Below are 15,968 nucleotides of genomic sequence, written 5' to 3'. Positions count from 1 at the left end.
GGGACGCGAGAAGTGTCGCCCACGCCGAGTCTCGCCGCCTCCGCCCGGACAGCCCCCGCGCCCCTCAGAACCGCGTCGGCCCCACCTCGTGGTACTTCTCCCACGCGTCCACCGGCCCCCGCCCGTGCAGCGCGTACTCCCCCACGAGCCGCTCCTTGTAGACGGCCGGGTTGTGCGACGCCACGACGCGCGCGTTCCGCCAGTGCCGGTCCAGCGCGCGCGTCCGGTCGGCAGCGGACGCCCCGCCGACCTCGAACAGCTCAGAGCACGACCGGAGAACCCGCGGCCCGATCTCGACCTGCGCCTGGTACACGGCGTTCTCGGCGGCATCGAGCAGCACGTGGTCGACCCCGACCCCCGGCTCGTTCGTCGCGACGACCTGGTCGAGCAGCCCCGCGGCCGCGACGACGAGCGACCGGGCGGTGAACGCCCCGGCGGACAACCGACCGAGGACCGCCAGCACCTGCGGGTCCTCCCCCGGCGTCGCCGCGTTCGCGTGGATGTACGTCCGGGTCCGCGGCCGCACGAAGGCGACCGCATCGTCGGACACCGCCTGTCCGATGCCGGCCAGGACTGCCAGCAGGTACAGCTGGTAGAAGGCCTGGATGTGCGACAGCGGGGCGTCCTTGTACGCCGACACCACGGCGGGGTCGACCGGCACACCCTCGAAGACCGTGGTGCCGGAGGCGGTCAGCCGCTGGCCGAACCCGTCCCAGTCGTCGACGCTCGTCACGCCCGGCGCGTCGACCGGCACGGCGAACGTCACGCGGTCCCCCGAGCGGTCCGCCGCCAGGTAGATCCAGTCGGCGTAGAGCGTGCCGGTCGAGTAGAACTTCCGCCCGTCGAGACGGAGGGAATCGCCAGCCGGCGTCACCGTCGTCGAGATGTCGGCCAGGGTCGTCCCGGTCCGCTCCGAGGTCGCGTTCCCCACGATCGCCCCGTCGACGATGCGTTGGAGCCACTCATCCCGTCCGGCCGACGATCGCCGGAGCAGCACGAGTTCGGTGTACCCGAAGTGCCCCCGCCACAGGTGCGCGATGTTCGAGTCCGCGGCCGCCAGGTCCGCCACCAGGTGCACGAGTTCGACCAGGCTCACGCCGAACCCGCCGCGGTCCTCGGGGACGCGCAGCCGCCCGAACCCGGCGTCGGCGAGTGCGCGGACCTCGGCGTGCGGCAACGGCCGGTCGCCGGGGGTGCCGGAGGCGAGCTCGCGCTCGACCGCGCCCTCGCGGATGGTCGCGAACACGGGTGCGAAGCGTTCGCGCAGGGTCGCCAGACGATCGGCCGGGAGGCCCGTCACCCGTCCGTCGGTCGTCGTCGCGGCCGTCATGCGGTCACCTCCACGGCACGTGCCGCGTCCGCAGGCGCCGGCACGGTCGCGCTCGCGCCGCCCGTGAACGCGCCGCGCCACTGCCGGGCGGGGTGCGAGTCCGGCAGCTGCGGGTGCCCGAAGAGCTTCTCGCGCAGGGTCCCCTCGCGGTACTCGGACTGCATCAGCCCACGCTCCTGCAGGGTGGGCGCGATGTGGTCGACGAACTCCTCGTACGAGCCGGGCAGGGTCCAGTTGATGACGTTCACCCCGTCGACGCCGACGCGCTGCCAGTCGGCGAGCTCGTCGGCGATCTGGTCGGGTGTGCCGACGACCCGCGCACGGAGCTTGGCGGACAGGCGGGCGAGGTCGGCGATCGTGGGTTCGCGGTCGCCGGCGGCCTCGCGGAGCCACTGCAGGTGCGACTGCCCGGCGTGGGTGCGGACCTCGGACAGCGGGGTGTCCGGGTCGAGGGCCTCGCCGGTGTCCGGGTCGAAGCCGAGGTTCGAGTGCACCAGGAAGCCGTCGGCGGCCAGGTACTCGTCGATCTCCGCTTCCTTCGCCTTCGCCTCGGCCTCGGTGGACCCGGTGACGAAGGTCAGCCCGAGGAAGAACGCGATGTCCTCCCGCCGACGCCCGGCTGCCCGGGCGAGGTCGCGGGTCTCGCGGATGAGCTGCTCGGTGGCGTCGCGGTTCGAGGTCAGGATGAACTGGGCCTCGGCGTTCCGTGCGGCGAAGGCCCGACCGGCGGGCGAGGAGCCGGCCTGGAACAGCACCGGCGTCCGCTGCGGGCTCGGCGCGCTCAGGTGCGGCCCCTGCACGTCGTAGCGCTTCCCGTGGTGATCGATGCGGTGCACCTTGTCGGGGTCGGCGTAGCCACGCACCGGGTCCTTCAGCACGGCGCCGTCCTCCCACGAGCCCTCCCAGAGCTTCGCGCAGACCTCGAGGTACTCCTCGGCCCAGACGTAGCGCTCGTCGTGCTCCTCGAGCCGGTCGGCGCCGAAGTTCCGGGCGGCGCTGTCGAGCGCGCTCGTGACGACGTTCCAGCCGATCCGGCCCCGGGTGATGTGGTCGAGGGTGGAGACCTTGCGGGCGAAGTCGAACGGGTGCGACTGGATGACGCTCGACGTGAACGCCAGGCCGAGGTGCTCGGTCGACACGGCGAGCGCGGAGAGCAACACCGAGGGGTCGTCCGAGGGGATCTGCAGCCCCTCGCGCAGGTTGGTCGAGTAGTCGCCGCGCCCCGGCCCGTAGGTCCCGACGACGTCGGCGAAGAACATCGCGTCGAACTTGCCGCGCTCGAGGGTCCTCGCCAGGTCGGTCCAGAGCGTGACATCGTCGAAGTCGGCCTGGCGGGCGTCCGGGTGCCGCCAGAGGCCGTGCTGGATGTGCGACGTCGTGTTCATGACGAAGGCCGCGAAGCGCAGCGGTCGGTTCGGTGCATCGCTCATGCACCCCATCGTGGTCGGCGGGCACCGCCGGACGACAGCGACGTGACCTTCCGTTACGCGCGGTGTTCCCCCCGGCCCTGGAGGCGACCATGCTCCTGAGGCATGCCGACCCCGAGCACCGTCACCGCGCCTCCCGGCCGTCCCGCCGCACCGTCGACCACCGCGACCCGCCGTCGGGTCGCCCTCGCCTCGTTCGTCGGCACGACGGTCGAGTACTACGACTTCTACCTGTACGCGACGGCGTCCGCCCTGGTGTTCGCGCCCACGTTCTTCCCGTCGGTGACGCCCGCGGTCGGGGTGATCGCGTCGTTCGCGACCTACGGGGTCGGCTTCGTCGCGCGGCCGCTCGGCGGGGTGATCGCCGGACACCTGGGCGACCGCATCGGACGCAAGAAGCTGCTCGTCGCGTCCCTGGTGCTGATGGGCATCGCGTCGACCCTGATCGGGGTCGTGCCGTCGGCGGCGACCATCGGGGTCGGTGCCGTCGTCGCGCTGGTGTTCCTGCGGCTGCTGCAGGGTGTCGCCGCCGGCGCGGAGTGGGGCGGGTCTGCACTGCTGTCCGTCGAGCACGCACCCGAACGGCACCGCGGGCTGTTCGGGGCGTTCACGCAGATGGGATCGGCGGGTGGGATGCTGCTCGCGACCGGCGTGTTCACCGTGGTGCGGTCCCTGCTCGGCAACGAGGCGTTCCTGGCCTGGGGGTGGCGGCTGCCGTTCCTGTTCTCCGCGGTGATCGTGGCCGTCGGACTGGTGATCCGGCTCGGTGTGCAGGACGCTCCGGTGTTCCAGGAGCTGCGGGCCTCCGGCGGGGTCGAGCGGTTCCCGGTCTGGCAGGCGATCCGGCACCACCCGCGCGCGATCCTGGTGACCGCCGGACTGCGCCTGGTGCAGCCGGCGCTGTACTCGATCCTGACGACGTACTCGCTGACGTACCTCTTGGCGAAACGCGGCGAGGAAGGGTCGGCCGCCGGGCTCCAGGCGGTGCTCGTCATCTCGGCGGTGTCGCTCGTGTCGACGCCGTTCTGGGGGTGGCTGTCCGACCGGGTGGGACGCCGCGTGCTCACGATCTGGTCGGCCGTCGGCATCGCCGTGCTCATCTGGCCGTTCTTCGCGTTCCTCGACGCCGGGCCGCTCGTGCTGCTGCCGCTCGTGGCGCTGATCGGGATGTGCGTCTTCCACGACAGCATCTACGGGCCGCAGGCGGCCTGGTTCGCGGAGCAGTTCCCGACCGGTCGGCGCTACTCGGGGATGTCGCTCGGGTACCAGATCGGGTCGATCTTCTCGGTGGGACTCACGCCGCTGCTGGCCGCGGTGTTCGTGGAGCTCGGTGGGGGCTCGCCGTGGATCCTGTGCGGGTACCTCGGGGTGTACGCGGTGCTGACCATCGTGGCGGCGGTGTTCGCGGTGGATCCGGTCGCGCGGGCGCGGGGCGGTGCGCGGGGCGGTGCGCGGGGCGGTGCGCGGGGCGCTGCGCGGGGCGCTGCGCGGGGCCGAGTCTCGCGGTGAGCGACAGTTCTCGCGCTCGGGCGTCCGTGAACTGTCGCTCAGCCCGAGACTCGGCGCGGCCGGCCCGAGACTCGGCGCGGCCAGCTGGCCGCGCCGGGCGGTCCGCTACGTCCGCAGCACCACGTCGGCGAGGGACGCCGGGTCCTCGGCGGCGATGAAGTCCTGCTCCTGCGCCGCCCACCGGTCCCACTCGCGCGCGAAGGTGTCGCCGTCGCGGCCGATCGCCCGGTCCCAGCGGACTGCGTCGTCGGCCTCGAGCCACACCGCCAACGAGGCCAGCGCCACCGACGCCCGGGACACCGCCCCGCAACCCTCGATCACGATCGGCAGGTCGGGGTCGACCGCGGTCCACTCCGCCGGGCCGTCGGACACCCAGTCCCACCGGCGGTACCCGCTGGGAGGCCCGAGCACGTCGCGGACCACGGCGTCGGCCGCCGCGCGGAGTCCGTCCCACCCCGGGTAGACGTCGTCGAGGTGCACGACCTGCGCCCCCAGCAGCTGCGCGAGCTGATCGCCGAGAGTCGTCTTGCCGGTGCCGGAGCGGCCGTCGACGAGGACCACGAGGCGCCCGCCCGATGCCGCCGCAGCACCGGCCGCGGCCGCAGCGACGCCTGCGGCGAGGCCCTCGCCGTCCGCCGGGTCCACCGGGTCCACCGGGTCCACCGGGTCCGCCGGGTCCAACTGGTCCACCTGGTCCGCCGGGTCCGCCGGGTCCGCCGGGTCCGCCGGGTCCGCCGGGTCCGCCGGGTCCGCCGACTCACGCATGCCAGGTCCCCGCTGCCACGGCGACCGCGATCGACGCGACACCGATCCCGACGAGCACCGCCACCATCGCCCACTCCGCCCACGCGAACCGTGCGGCCCGCGCCCACGTGCGTCGCCCGGGAGCCCCGAACCCGCGCGACTCCATCGCCACCGCCAACGTCGTCGCCCGTCGCAGTGCCAGGACCAGCAGCGCGAACGCCATCGACGCCCCGCGCCGCAGCCGCCCGGTGTCAGCAAGACCCCGCGCACGCCGCGCCATCGCGAGCTGCCGCCAGTCGTCCACCAGCAGCGTCATCATCCGGATGGCCGCGAGGGCCCCGAGCACGAACCGTGCCGGCAGCCGCAGCACCTGCGCGAGCCCGTCGGCCAGATCGGTCGGGTCGACGCGGATGAACAACGCGACCGCGGGCAGCCCCACCGCGAGCACGCGGAGCGCCGTCGCCAACGCGAGCGTCAGCGACCCGTCGGTGACGTGGGCGAAGCCGAAGTCGAACCACTCCCGTCCGGAGGGCCGCCCGTACAGCGCGATGCTCACCGCCGTGAGCGGCACGGCCACCAGGACCGGTGACACCCGCAGCAGCAGGGTCCGCACCGGCAGCCGCAGGAGGGGCAGCAGCGCGAGCTCGACCGCGAGGGCGACGGCTGCGGACACGACGTCCAGGCTCAGCACGAGGCACACGCCGAGCGCGAGGACGCCGACGAGCGAGGCCACCGGTTGGACGGCGCGGACGCCGCGGCGGTGGTCTGTCCGGTCGGTGGCGGTCGCGGGCGGATCGGTCGCGGTCGCGGTCGTTGCGTCGGTTCGGCCTGGAGGCGCGGTTCGGCCCGTCGACGTCGGCCCCGTCTCCGGGGTGGTCGCCGTCACACCCCCTTGGTCGCGGTCCACACGCCGGGCGCCGTCCGCCGCGAGCACGACCTCGTCGGCGTCGAGCGCCCGGATCAGGTCGCGGTCGTGCGTGACGGCGACGATGGTGGTACCGGCGTCGGCGAGCGCTCCGAGGTGCCGGACGACGGCGTCCCACGTGGACCGGTCCTGCCCGGAGGTCGGTTCGTCGAGCACGACGACCGGCGGCCGCGCGGCGACGACCGCGACGATGGCGAGCCGTCGCTGCTCGCCGCCGGAGAGCGTGAACGGGTTGGCGTCGGCGAGGTGGGCGAGGCCGAACTCGCCGAGGAGCACGTCCGCCCGACCCGTGGAGTCCGGAGCACCGATCGCGCGGGGGCCGGCCTCGACCTCCTCGCGGACGGAGCCGGCGACGAACTGGTGCTCGGGGTCCTGGAAGACGGTGCCGATGCGGGCGGCGAGTTCACGGCTCGACCACGTGTGCGGCGCCGGGCCGAGGCCGGTGGCGAGGTCCTGCGTGGCGGCGAGCTCCCCCGCGACCGGCGGCAGGAGCCCCGCGAGCGTGAGGCCGAGCGTCGACTTGCCGATCCCGTTCGGCCCCGTGATCGCCAGGACCTGCCCGGCTCGGAGTTCGAGGTCGATCCCGCTGCCCACCCGCTGTCGCTTGCCCCGGGCAGTCCCGAGGTCCCGCGCCACGAGCAGCGCGCCCGCCCCAGTGCCCGCCCCCGCCCCGACGCCCGCGCCCGCCCCCTCGCCGAGCGGGCGAAATGCCGCGGTCCCCCCGGCGACCGACCCGGGCATTTCGCCCGTTCGCGCAGCCGCACGGAACTCGTCGCCCGCCACCTCTCCGGCCCCCTCGCCGAGCGGGCGAAATGCCGCGGTGGCCTCGGCGGCCGACCCGGGCATTTCGCCCGTTCGCGCAGCCGCACGGATCCGCCCGCGGGCCGCACCACGCTCGGGCTCGGCGCCGGGCACCCACACCCCGGCCGCGGTGAGTGCGGCGCCGTGGCGCGCGAGCACCTCGGCAGGCGCGCCGTCCGCGACGACCCCGCCGCCGGGTTCGAGCAGCACGAGCCGGTCGACCAGGTCGAGCCAGGTGCCGATCCGGTGCTCCACCACGAGCAGGGTCGCCCCCGTCTCGTCGAGCAGTGCGCGGACGGCGTCGTGCACCTGGGCCACGCCGGCCGGGTCGAGGTTCGCGCAGGGTTCGTCGAGCACGAGGGCTCCCGGACGCATCGCGAGCACCCCGGCGAGCGCCAGTCGTTGCCGCTGGCCGCCGGAGAGCATCGCGGTCGAACGGTCGAGCGGCAGGTCGAGCCCGACGACCGCGAGCGCCGCCCGCACCCGTGCCCAGGTCTCGTCGCGCGGGACGCCGAGGTTCTCGCACCCGAAGGCCACGTCGTCGCCGATCCGCGACATCACGGTGTGCGCCTCGGGGTCCTGCATGACGAGGCCGACACGCCCGCGGACCGCGCGGGGGTCGGCACCGTCGACCAGGACCGAGCCCTGCACGGAAGCAGCGGTGTCGTCGGTGGGGTCGGGTTCGTCGGGCAGCACGGCGGCCACTGCCCGGAGCAGCGTCGACTTGCCGGAGCCGGACGGCCCGACGATCGCGACCCGTTCCCCCGGCTCGACGGTCAGGTCGACGCCGCGGACGGCCCACTCGGCGCGTTCGGGGTAGCGCCACCCCCAGTCGCGGAACGCGATGCGCGCGGCGCGCACGCCGACGACGTCCGGGGACGTCGACGACGGAGCGGACACCGTCACACCAGTTCGCGCGGCCGACGCCGGCTGTGCTCCCGGCCGGCCGCGAACGACGACAGCACGCCGGTGCGTGCGAGCGCCCGGACGACCAGCCACGAGCCGGCGCCCGCGATGACGGCACCCGACACGATCGCGCACACGACGTAGACGACCTTGAACGCGGCGTCGAGACCCGGGTACCACAGCACGGTGTCGTTGATGCCGAGCGCGAGGCCGGCTGCGGCGCCCGCCAGGACGACGACCGGCAGCCGGTACACGCGGTACAGGAAGAGTGCGAGGACGATCTCGGCACCGAGTCCCTGGACCAGTCCGGCCTCGAGCGTCAGCCACCCCCACTGCGTGCCGAACAGTGCCTCGACGGACGCGGCGACCATCTCGCCGTAGAGCGCGGCACCGGGCTTGCGGACGACGATCGCGACGAGCGGGCCGGCGAGCAACCACACTCCGCCGAACAGGGCCTTCGTTCCCGGGAGGACGAGGTCCATGACGGCGCTGATGGGTTCGTAGCCGAACTCCCACAGCCGGAAGACGACGCCGAGCGCCACCGCGAGCACGCTCGCGACGACGATGTCGACGACCCGCCAGCGCAGCGATCGCCGCGGTGCGGTGTGGACGGTTGATGACGTGCCAGAAGACATGGTGCTGGACTCCTCCCTGCGCCGGCATGATCCGGATCAGGTTCGACGGTCGGAGCGCCACTCGCTCCCTCTCAGCCCGGCGGTCCCGGACTCCCGTGTGTGTCCCAGCAGTCTAGACGTGGTCGCGACCACGTGACGGGTCGCGACCACACATCGGACGGGAGGCCCGTGGCGGGTCCGCCACGGGCCTCCCGTCCGATGTGTCGCTACTTCTTCAGGACGCGCACCAATTTGCGGAGCACGGTGCCGGTCACCCAGACGAGCGGGATGCTCACGGCGACGAGCGAGATGAGGTTCGGCTCGAACTCGAGGTCCTTGCCGGGGCGACGGATGTACGCGCCGACCGGGATCGACGCGCCGCCGCCACCGCCGCCGCCGTTCTCGTCGTCCCCGCCGCCCCCGAAGCCGAACCAGCCGAGGGACACCGGGATGAGGGTCTGGTCGCCGACCTCGACGGGGTCTCCGTAGTTCGTGGAGACGCCGATCGGGCGTACCTTGTCTGCGATCTGCGTGACGATGTTGGCCATGCGCGCGACGCTACTCGTCCGTTCCTCCACAGGGCGGGCCACGCGCGCACGGGTACACAGCTGGTGCTTGTCTGCGGACGCGGACGGGTGTCACCGATATGTTGGCGCGACCATCACCTGGAGGACCGTTTGCACACCTGGCCCGGCAACCCGTACCCGCTCGGGGCGACCTACGACGGAAGCGGCACGAACTTCGCGCTCTTCAGTGAGGTCGCCGAGCGCGTCGAACTCTGTCTGTTCGACACCGACGGCAACGAAGAGTGCATCCCCCTCGTCGAGGTCGACGCCTACGTCTGGCACGCATACCTGCCGAACGTCGGCCCCGGCCAGGAGTACGGCTTCCGTGTCCACGGCCCGTACGACCCCGACAACGGTGCACGCTGCAATCCGTCGAAGCTCCTGCTCGACCCCTACGCCAAGGCGACGAGCGGCGAGATCGACTGGGACCAGTCGCTCTTCGCCTACACGTTCGGCGACCCGGACTCGACGAACGACGACGACTCCGCGGCGCACATGATGAAGGGCGTCGTGATCAACCCGTTCTTCGACTGGCAGGGCGACCGCGCACCCCGCACGCCCTACGGCGAGACGGTCATCTACGAAGCGCACGTCAAGGGCCTCACCGAGACCCACCCCGACGTACCCGAAGAGCAGCGCGGCACCTACGCCGGCGTCTCGCACCCCGCGGTCATCGAGCACCTGAAGCGACTCGGCATCACGACGCTCGAGCTCATGCCGGTGCACCAGTTCGTGAACGACTCGACCCTGCAGGACAAGGGGCTGTCGAACTACTGGGGCTACAACACCATCGGCTTCTTCGCGCCGCACTCCTCGTACTCGTCCTCGGGCGACCAGGGGCAGCAGGTGCAGGAGTTCAAGACGATGGTGCGGGAGCTCCACCGTGCCGGCATCGAGGTCGTGCTCGACGTCGTCTACAACCACACCGCCGAGGGCAACCACCTCGGGCCGACGCTGTCGTTCCGCGGCATCGACAACGCGGCGTACTACCGCCTGGTGGACGACGACAAGAAGTTCTACATGGACTACACGGGCACCGGGAACTCGCTCAACGTCGGGCACCCGCACTCGCTGCAGCTCATCCTCGACTCCCTGCGCTACTGGGTGACCGAGATGCACGTCGACGGCTTCCGCTTCGACCTCGCCTCGGCGCTCGCCCGCGAGTTCTACGAGGTGGACCGGCTGTCCGCGTTCTTCGAGCTCGTGCAGCAGGACCCGATCGTGTCGCAGGTCAAGCTCATCGCCGAGCCGTGGGACGTCGGCCCCGGCGGCTACCAGGTCGGCAACTTCCCGCCCCAGTGGTCCGAGTGGAACGGCAAGTACCGCGACACCGTGCGCGACTTCTGGCGCGGCGAGTCGTCGACCCTCGGTGAGTTCGCCTCGCGCATCTCGGGCTCGGCCGACCTGTACGAGCACGACGGCCGGACGCCCAAGGCGAGCATCAACTTCATCACCGCCCACGACGGATTCACGCTGTACGACCTCGTCGCCTACAACGAGAAGCACAACGACGCCAACGGCGAGGACAACAACGACGGCGAGAGCCACAACCGGTCCTGGAACTCCGGCGCCGAGGGCCCGACGGACGACGAGTCCGTGAACGCCCTGCGGCTCCAGCGACGCCGGAACTTCCTGGCGACGCTGCTCCTCAGCCAGGGCGTGCCGATGATCGCCCACGGTGACGAGCTCGGCCGTTCGCAGTCCGGCAACAACAACGTCTACGCACAGGACTCCGAGCTCAGCTGGATCGACTGGGACACCGCGGACGACGACCTCGTCCAGTTCACGGCCGACGTCGTCAAGCTGCGCCACGACCACCCGACGTTCCGCCGCACCCGGTACTTCAACGGGCGCCCGGTGCGCCGTGGTCAGGACGAGCCGCTGCCCGACGTGGTCTGGCTCACGCCCGAGGGCGACGCCATGTCGCCGGAGGACTGGGACTCCGGTTTCGGCAAGAGCGTCGGCATGTACCTGAACGGCGACGGCATCCGCGGGCGTGACTCCCGCGGCGAGCGCGTCACCGACGTTGCGTTCATCACGTACTTCAACGCCCACGACGACGTCGTGACCTTCACGCTGCCGCCCGAGGAGTACGCACCCGGCTGGACGGTCCGCATCGACACCGCCGAGCCCGGTGCCCGCGACGACATCGTCGAGGCGGGCACACCGCTCGACGTGCCGGCGCGGTCGATGATCGTCCTGCGTGCCGAGCCGAACCACGAGGTCTCGGTCACCCCGGTCGAGGTGCAGCACCACGACGGCGCCCCCGAGCCCCGGTCCCCGCAGGACGCCGTCACCCCGGCCAACCCGGCCGGTTCCACCGCACCGAGCGGCACCGCGCGATGACGACCGGCACGACGGGGGCCGGGCGTCGCGTGCCCGTCTCGACGTACCGGCTGCAGGTGTCGGCGGACTTCGACCTGGCCGCCGCACGCGACCTCGTCGACTACGTGCACGACCTCGGGGCCGACTGGCTGTACCTGTCGCCGGTCCTGCAGTCGGAGCCCGGCTCGAACCACGGCTACGACGTCGTCGACCACACGCACGTCGACACCGACCGCGGCGGCGACGAGGCCCTCCGGGTCCTCGCCGAGGCCGCGCACGCGGTCGGGCTCGGCGTGCTGGTCGACGTCGTCCCGAACCACGTCGGGGTCGCCACCCCGGCGGTCAACCCGTGGTGGTGGTCCCTGCTCGAACTCGGCCAGGGCTCCCCCGTCGCCTGGGCGTTCGACGTCGACTGGGACGCCGGCGACGGCAAGGTCCGGGTGCCGGTCCTCGACGACCGGCTGCTCGACGCGGTGACGCTCGACACGTCCGACGCCGAGCACCCGGTGCTCCGGGTCGGCGAGACCGCGTACCCGACCGCGCCGGGCACCGCCCACCCGGGCGACTCGGTCGAGGCCGTGCACGCGCTGCAGCACTACGCGTTCGTGCACTGGAAGCGTGCGGACCACGAGCTGAACTACCGCCGGTTCTTCGCGGTGAACACGCTCGCGGCCATCCGGGTCGAGGAACCCGAGGTGTTCGCGGCGTCGCACGGCGTCATCGGCGGCTGGTTCCGCGACGGCCTCGTCGACGGACTGCGCATCGACCACCCGGACGGACTGTACGACCCCGCCGGCTACCTGCAGGACCTCGCCGAGCTGACCGGCGGTGCGTACACCCTCGTCGAGAAGATCCTCGAACCCGGCGAGGAGCTCCCGAGCTCCTGGCCGGTCGACGGCACGACCGGGTACGACGCGCTCGGCGTCCTGGACCGTGTGCTCGTCGACCCCGCGGGCGAACCCGCGCTGACCGCGGCATCGGGCGCGGAGCCCGCCGAGTGGCAGCAGCTCACGCACGACACCCGCCGCGGCATCGCCGACGGGATCCTCGGCAGCGAGGTCGAGCGACTCGCCCGACTGCTCGCGCCGGTCACCGCCGGAGCGGACGCGATCACGCACGAACGGCTCGTCGACGCCCTCGCCGAGGTCGTGGCGTCGTTCGACGTGTACCGCACCTACCTGCCCGAGGGCGCGCACCACCTCATCGCGTCGCTCGAACGCGCGGCAGAGGCCCGTCCCGACCTCGACGACGTCATCGACCGGATCGCCCCGGCGCTCGTCGACCCGGAGAACGCCGCCGCGATCCGCCTGCAGCAGACGAGCGGCATGGTGATGGCCAAGGGCGTCGAGGACACCGCGTTCTACCGCACATCGCGCCTGACGTCCCTGAGCGAGGTCGGGGGTGACCCGAGCGTCTTCGCGGTGTCCGTGGCCGACTTCCACCAGGCGCAGCGCGACCGACTCGGCAGCTGGCCGCACACCATGACGACGCTCACCACCCACGACACGAAGCGCAGCGAGGACACCCGCGCACGCATCGCGGTCCTGGCCGAGCTCGGCAGCGAGTGGGCCGACGCGCTCGACCGGTTGCAGTCCCTCGTCCCGCTCGAGGACCGCGTGTTCGCGGACCTGCTCTGGCAGGCGATCGTCGGCGCCCGACCCGCGAGTCGTGAGCGGCTGCACGCCTACGCCGAGAAGGCATCACGCGAAGCCGGCGACAGCACCACCTGGACCGAGCCGGACACGGCGTTCGAGGAGCGCATGCACGCCCTCGTCGACGCAGCGTTCGACGAGCCCGCCGTGGTGGCCGTGCTCGATGCCCTCGACGAACGGATCGACGCGGCTGGGTGGTCGAACGGGCTCGCGCAGAAGCTCGTGCAGCTCACGGCACCCGGCGTCCCCGACGTCTACCAGGGCACCGAGTTCTGGGACCGGTCCCTCGTCGACCCCGACAACCGCCGAGCCGTGGACTACGCCGAACGGCGCCACGTCCTCGCCGAGATCGACGGCCCGGACGACGACGGCCCCGAGGACCTCCCGGCGATCGGGATCGACGGCGCCGCGAAGCTCCTCGTGACCGCCCGTGCACTCCGTCTCCGCCGCGACCACCCGGAGCTCTTCACGCGGTACCTCGCGCTCGAGGCGACGGGCAGCGCGGCGGACCACGTCGTCGCGTTCGACCGCGGCGGTGCCGTCACGGTCGCCACGCGACTGCCGATCGGCCTCGAACGGGTCGGTGGCTGGGGTGACACCCTCGTGCACGCCGTCCCCGTCGACCGGGTCGACCTGCTCACCGGCAGGACCTTCCCGGCCAGCCGGGGCATCGCACTCGCGGACCTGCTCACCACCTACCCGGTCGCGCTGCTCGTGCCGGCCGCCACGGTCGGGGAACCCGGCCACGCCGACACGGTGACCGACGCGTCCGACGCGGAACGGGCCTCCCGGTCGACTGCCCGGACCACCCCGGCGACCGAGTCCGACGCGCAAGCGGAGATCGACATCCTGGAGGGTCACGCATGACCGCACCCGACCGTTACGCCGTCTGGGCGCCCGAGCCGGACCGCGTCCGGCTGGTCGTCGACGACGTCGAGTACCCGCTGACCCGGGGCGACGACGACTGGTGGTCGACCGACGCGATCATGCCGGTCGTCGGTGCCCGCTACGGGTTCCGCCTCGGCGACGACGACGCGGTGCGACCCGACCCCCGCAGCCGCTTCCAGCCGGACGGAGTGCACGGCACGTCCGCCGTCGTCGACCCTGCGCGCTTCGCGTGGACCGACGAGTCGTGGACCGGACGTCCAGCCCGCGGTGCCGTGATCTACGAGATGCACGTCGGCACGTACACGCCGGAGGGCACCCTCGACGCGGCGGCGCAGAAGCTCGACCACCTGGTCGAGCTCGGCGTCGAGTTCGTCGAACTGCTGCCCGTGAACGGTGTGAACGGCGAGTGGAACTGGGGCTACGACGGGGTCGCCTGGTACGCGGTGCACGCCCCGTACGGCGGCCCCGACGCCTACGACCGCTTCGTCGACACGGCGCACGCACTCGGCCTGGGCGTCATCCAGGACGTCGTCTACAACCACCTCGGGCCGAGCGGCAACTACCTGCCGCTGTTCGGGCCGTACCTGGTGCAGGGGCTCGCGAACACGTGGGGTGACTCGGTGAACGTCGAGCACCCCGAGGTGCGTCGGTACGTCCTCGACAACGTGCGCATGTGGTTCCGCGACCACCACGTCGACGGGCTCAGACTCGACGCCGTGCACGCGATCCGCGACACCACCCGACCGCACGTGCTGGCCGAGATGGCCGACGAGACGGACGCCTACGGTTCCTTCGTCGGTCGTCCGCTGTCGCTGATCGCCGAGTCGGACCTCAACGACCCGGTGATGTTCCGCCCGCGGGAAGCCGCCGGGTACGGGCTCGCCGGACAGTGGTCCGACGACTTCCACCACGCCGTGCACGTGGCGCTGACGGGCGAGACGAACGGGTACTACGCCGACTTCGCACCGCTGTCGGCGCTCGCGAAGGTGCTCGACCACGGGTTCTTCCACGACGGCACGTGGTCGTCGTTCCGTGGCCGACGCCACGGGCAACCGATCGACCGTGGGACCTCCCCGGCGACGGCGCTGGTGGTCACGAACCAGAACCACGACCAGATCGGCAACCGCGCGGCGGGCGACCGTCTGGCGGCGACGCTCGACGACGAAGGCCTCGTCATCGCCGCGGCACTGACGCTGCTGGGTCCGTTCACGCCCATGCTGTTCATGGGCGAGGAGTTCGCCGCGACGACACCGTGGCAGTTCTTCACCTCGCACCCGGAGCCCGAGCTCGGCAAGGCGACGGCCGAGGGCCGCATCCGCGAGTTCGCGGAGCACGGCTGGGACGAGTCGGCCGTGCCGGACCCGCAGGACCCGACGACGTTCACGAACTCGAAGCTCGACTGGGCCGACGTCAGTTCCGAGCGGGGTGCGGCGATCCTGCGCGCCTACCGGGTGCTCGTCGCCCTGCGCCGGACCGACCAGGCCTTCGTCGACCACCGGTACGAGGCGAACGCCGTGCGGTTCAGCGAGGACCGGCGGTGGTTGGTGCTCACACGTGGGCTGCTCGGACCGGACGTGGCACCCGTGCACGTCGTGGTGAACTTCCTCGACGACGCTGCCGAGGTGCCGGTCCCCGGTGCCACCGGCGAAGAGCTCTACCGGTTCGGAGCGGCCGACGTCGCGACGGACTGCGTGCGGTTTCGCGGGCGGGGCGTGGTGGTGCTGCGCTAGTCAGTGCGCTCGGCGCCCGGGCTGCCCATGGGAGCCCGATCCGCGAAAGCGACAGTGTCCTGCGAATGGTTCGCGGGACACTGTCGCTTTCGCGGTACCGACGCCGGGGGCCGACGTCGGACGCCGACGTCGGACGCCGTTCCAGCGGGTCAGGCCGCGTGGTCGGCCACGGCGTGTGCGTTGGTGCGCACGGACGGCAGCTTCCGGTGGTCCTTGACCAGGGAACGGGTCTCGCGGATGCGGCGGTCGATGCCCCACTTCGTCACGAGGGCCAGGCTCTCGCGCACGATGTTGCCGCTCATCTTCGAGACACCGAACTCCCGCTCCGTGAACGTGATCGGGGTCTCGACGACGCGCAGACCGGCCTCGAGGGCACGCCAGCACAGGTCGACCTGGAAGCAGTAGCCCTTCGAGGCGACGCCGGCCAGGTCGATCCGCTCGAACGCCCGCGAGGTAAAGACCCGGAACCCGCCGGTGGCGTCGCGGACAGCGATGCCGAGCGCCAGGCGCGTGTAGAGGTTCCCGCCACGGGAGAGCAGTTCGCGGTACCA

The 15,968-nt window shown here is 72.4% G+C and carries 10 protein-coding genes, 1 pseudogene and 1 riboswitch; of the genes and pseudogenes, 4 read left to right on the top strand and 7 right to left on the bottom strand.

Annotated features, from left to right (window positions below; translation table 11 throughout):
• Nucleotides 1-64: 64 nt before the first annotated feature.
• Together EDF42_RS15760 and EDF42_RS15755 are read right to left on the bottom strand one after the other, a co-directional pair.
• Nucleotides 65-1,330 (bottom strand): acyl-CoA dehydrogenase family protein, encoded by a 1,266-nt coding sequence (locus EDF42_RS15760; protein ID WP_123673292.1) that lies wholly within the window; start codon nucleotides 1,328-1,330, stop codon nucleotides 65-67.
• Nucleotides 1,327-2,760 (bottom strand): LLM class flavin-dependent oxidoreductase, encoded by a 1,434-nt coding sequence (locus EDF42_RS15755; RefSeq protein WP_123673290.1) that lies wholly within the window; start codon nucleotides 2,758-2,760, stop codon nucleotides 1,327-1,329. The genes EDF42_RS15760 and EDF42_RS15755 overlap by 4 nt, the downstream gene beginning before the upstream one ends.
• Before the next feature lie 102 nt (nucleotides 2,761-2,862).
• Here EDF42_RS15755 and EDF42_RS15750 point away from each other — a divergent pair, with 102 nt between their 5' ends.
• Nucleotides 2,863-4,266, top strand: a complete 1,404-nt coding sequence (locus tag EDF42_RS15750; RefSeq protein ID WP_260235534.1) for an MFS transporter — start codon at nucleotides 2,863-2,865, stop codon at nucleotides 4,264-4,266.
• Between the two features lie 105 nt (nucleotides 4,267-4,371).
• Here the strand turns inward: EDF42_RS15750 and EDF42_RS15745 are convergent, their stop codons facing one another.
• The 4 genes from EDF42_RS15745 to EDF42_RS15730 all read right to left on the bottom strand — a co-directional run bounded on the left by EDF42_RS15745 (nucleotide 4,372) and on the right by EDF42_RS15730 (nucleotide 8,804).
• Entirely contained in the window at nucleotides 4,372-5,031 is a 660-nt protein-coding gene (locus EDF42_RS15745; RefSeq protein ID WP_221181038.1) for an ATP-binding protein, read from the bottom strand.
• A complete protein-coding gene (locus tag EDF42_RS15740; RefSeq protein WP_221181037.1) occupies nucleotides 5,024-7,636 on the bottom strand; it encodes an ATP-binding cassette domain-containing protein in 2,613 nt (870 codons plus the stop codon). Before EDF42_RS15740 ends, EDF42_RS15745 begins: the two co-directional genes overlap by 8 nt.
• 2 nt (nucleotides 7,637-7,638) lie before the next feature.
• A complete protein-coding gene (locus EDF42_RS15735) occupies nucleotides 7,639-8,277 on the bottom strand; it encodes an ECF transporter S component (protein WP_123294023.1) in 639 nt (212 codons plus the stop codon).
• Nucleotides 8,273-8,384: riboswitch (TPP riboswitch) on the bottom strand. It overlaps the preceding gene by 5 nt.
• Before the next feature lie 99 nt (nucleotides 8,385-8,483).
• Entirely contained in the window at nucleotides 8,484-8,804 is a 321-nt protein-coding gene (locus tag EDF42_RS15730; RefSeq protein ID WP_111086838.1) for a hypothetical protein, read from the bottom strand.
• A 129-nt stretch (nucleotides 8,805-8,933) separates the two neighbouring features.
• On the opposite strand from EDF42_RS15730, the gene glgX reads away from it, so the two are divergent.
• Genes glgX through treZ form a run of 3 tightly spaced genes read left to right on the top strand, consistent with a single transcriptional unit; the run spans nucleotide 8,934 to nucleotide 15,417 of the window.
• Nucleotides 8,934-11,168: a glycogen debranching protein GlgX gene (glgX, locus tag EDF42_RS15725; protein WP_123341134.1), complete on the top strand. Its 2,235-nt coding sequence runs from the start codon at nucleotides 8,934-8,936 to the stop codon at nucleotides 11,166-11,168.
• Entirely contained in the window at nucleotides 11,165-13,666 is a 2,502-nt protein-coding gene (gene treY / locus EDF42_RS15720; protein ID WP_123673286.1) for a malto-oligosyltrehalose synthase, read from the top strand. Before glgX ends, treY begins: the two co-directional genes overlap by 4 nt.
• On the top strand, nucleotides 13,663-15,417 hold the full coding sequence (gene treZ / locus EDF42_RS15715) for a malto-oligosyltrehalose trehalohydrolase (protein ID WP_123673284.1): 1,755 nt from the start codon (nucleotides 13,663-13,665) through the stop codon (nucleotides 15,415-15,417). Before treY ends, treZ begins: the two co-directional genes overlap by 4 nt.
• 149 nt (nucleotides 15,418-15,566) lie before the next feature.
• Here the strand turns inward: treZ and EDF42_RS15710 are convergent.
• Nucleotides 15,567-15,968: pseudogene (locus EDF42_RS15710) on the bottom strand (dolichol-phosphate mannosyltransferase); the annotation flags it as partial.

Origin of the sequence: Curtobacterium sp. PhB172, from assembly GCF_003752545.1 — a bacterium.
Lineage (GTDB): Bacteria > Actinomycetota > Actinomycetes > Actinomycetales > Microbacteriaceae > Curtobacterium.
This window is presented reverse-complemented; position numbering and strand designations above follow the sequence as displayed.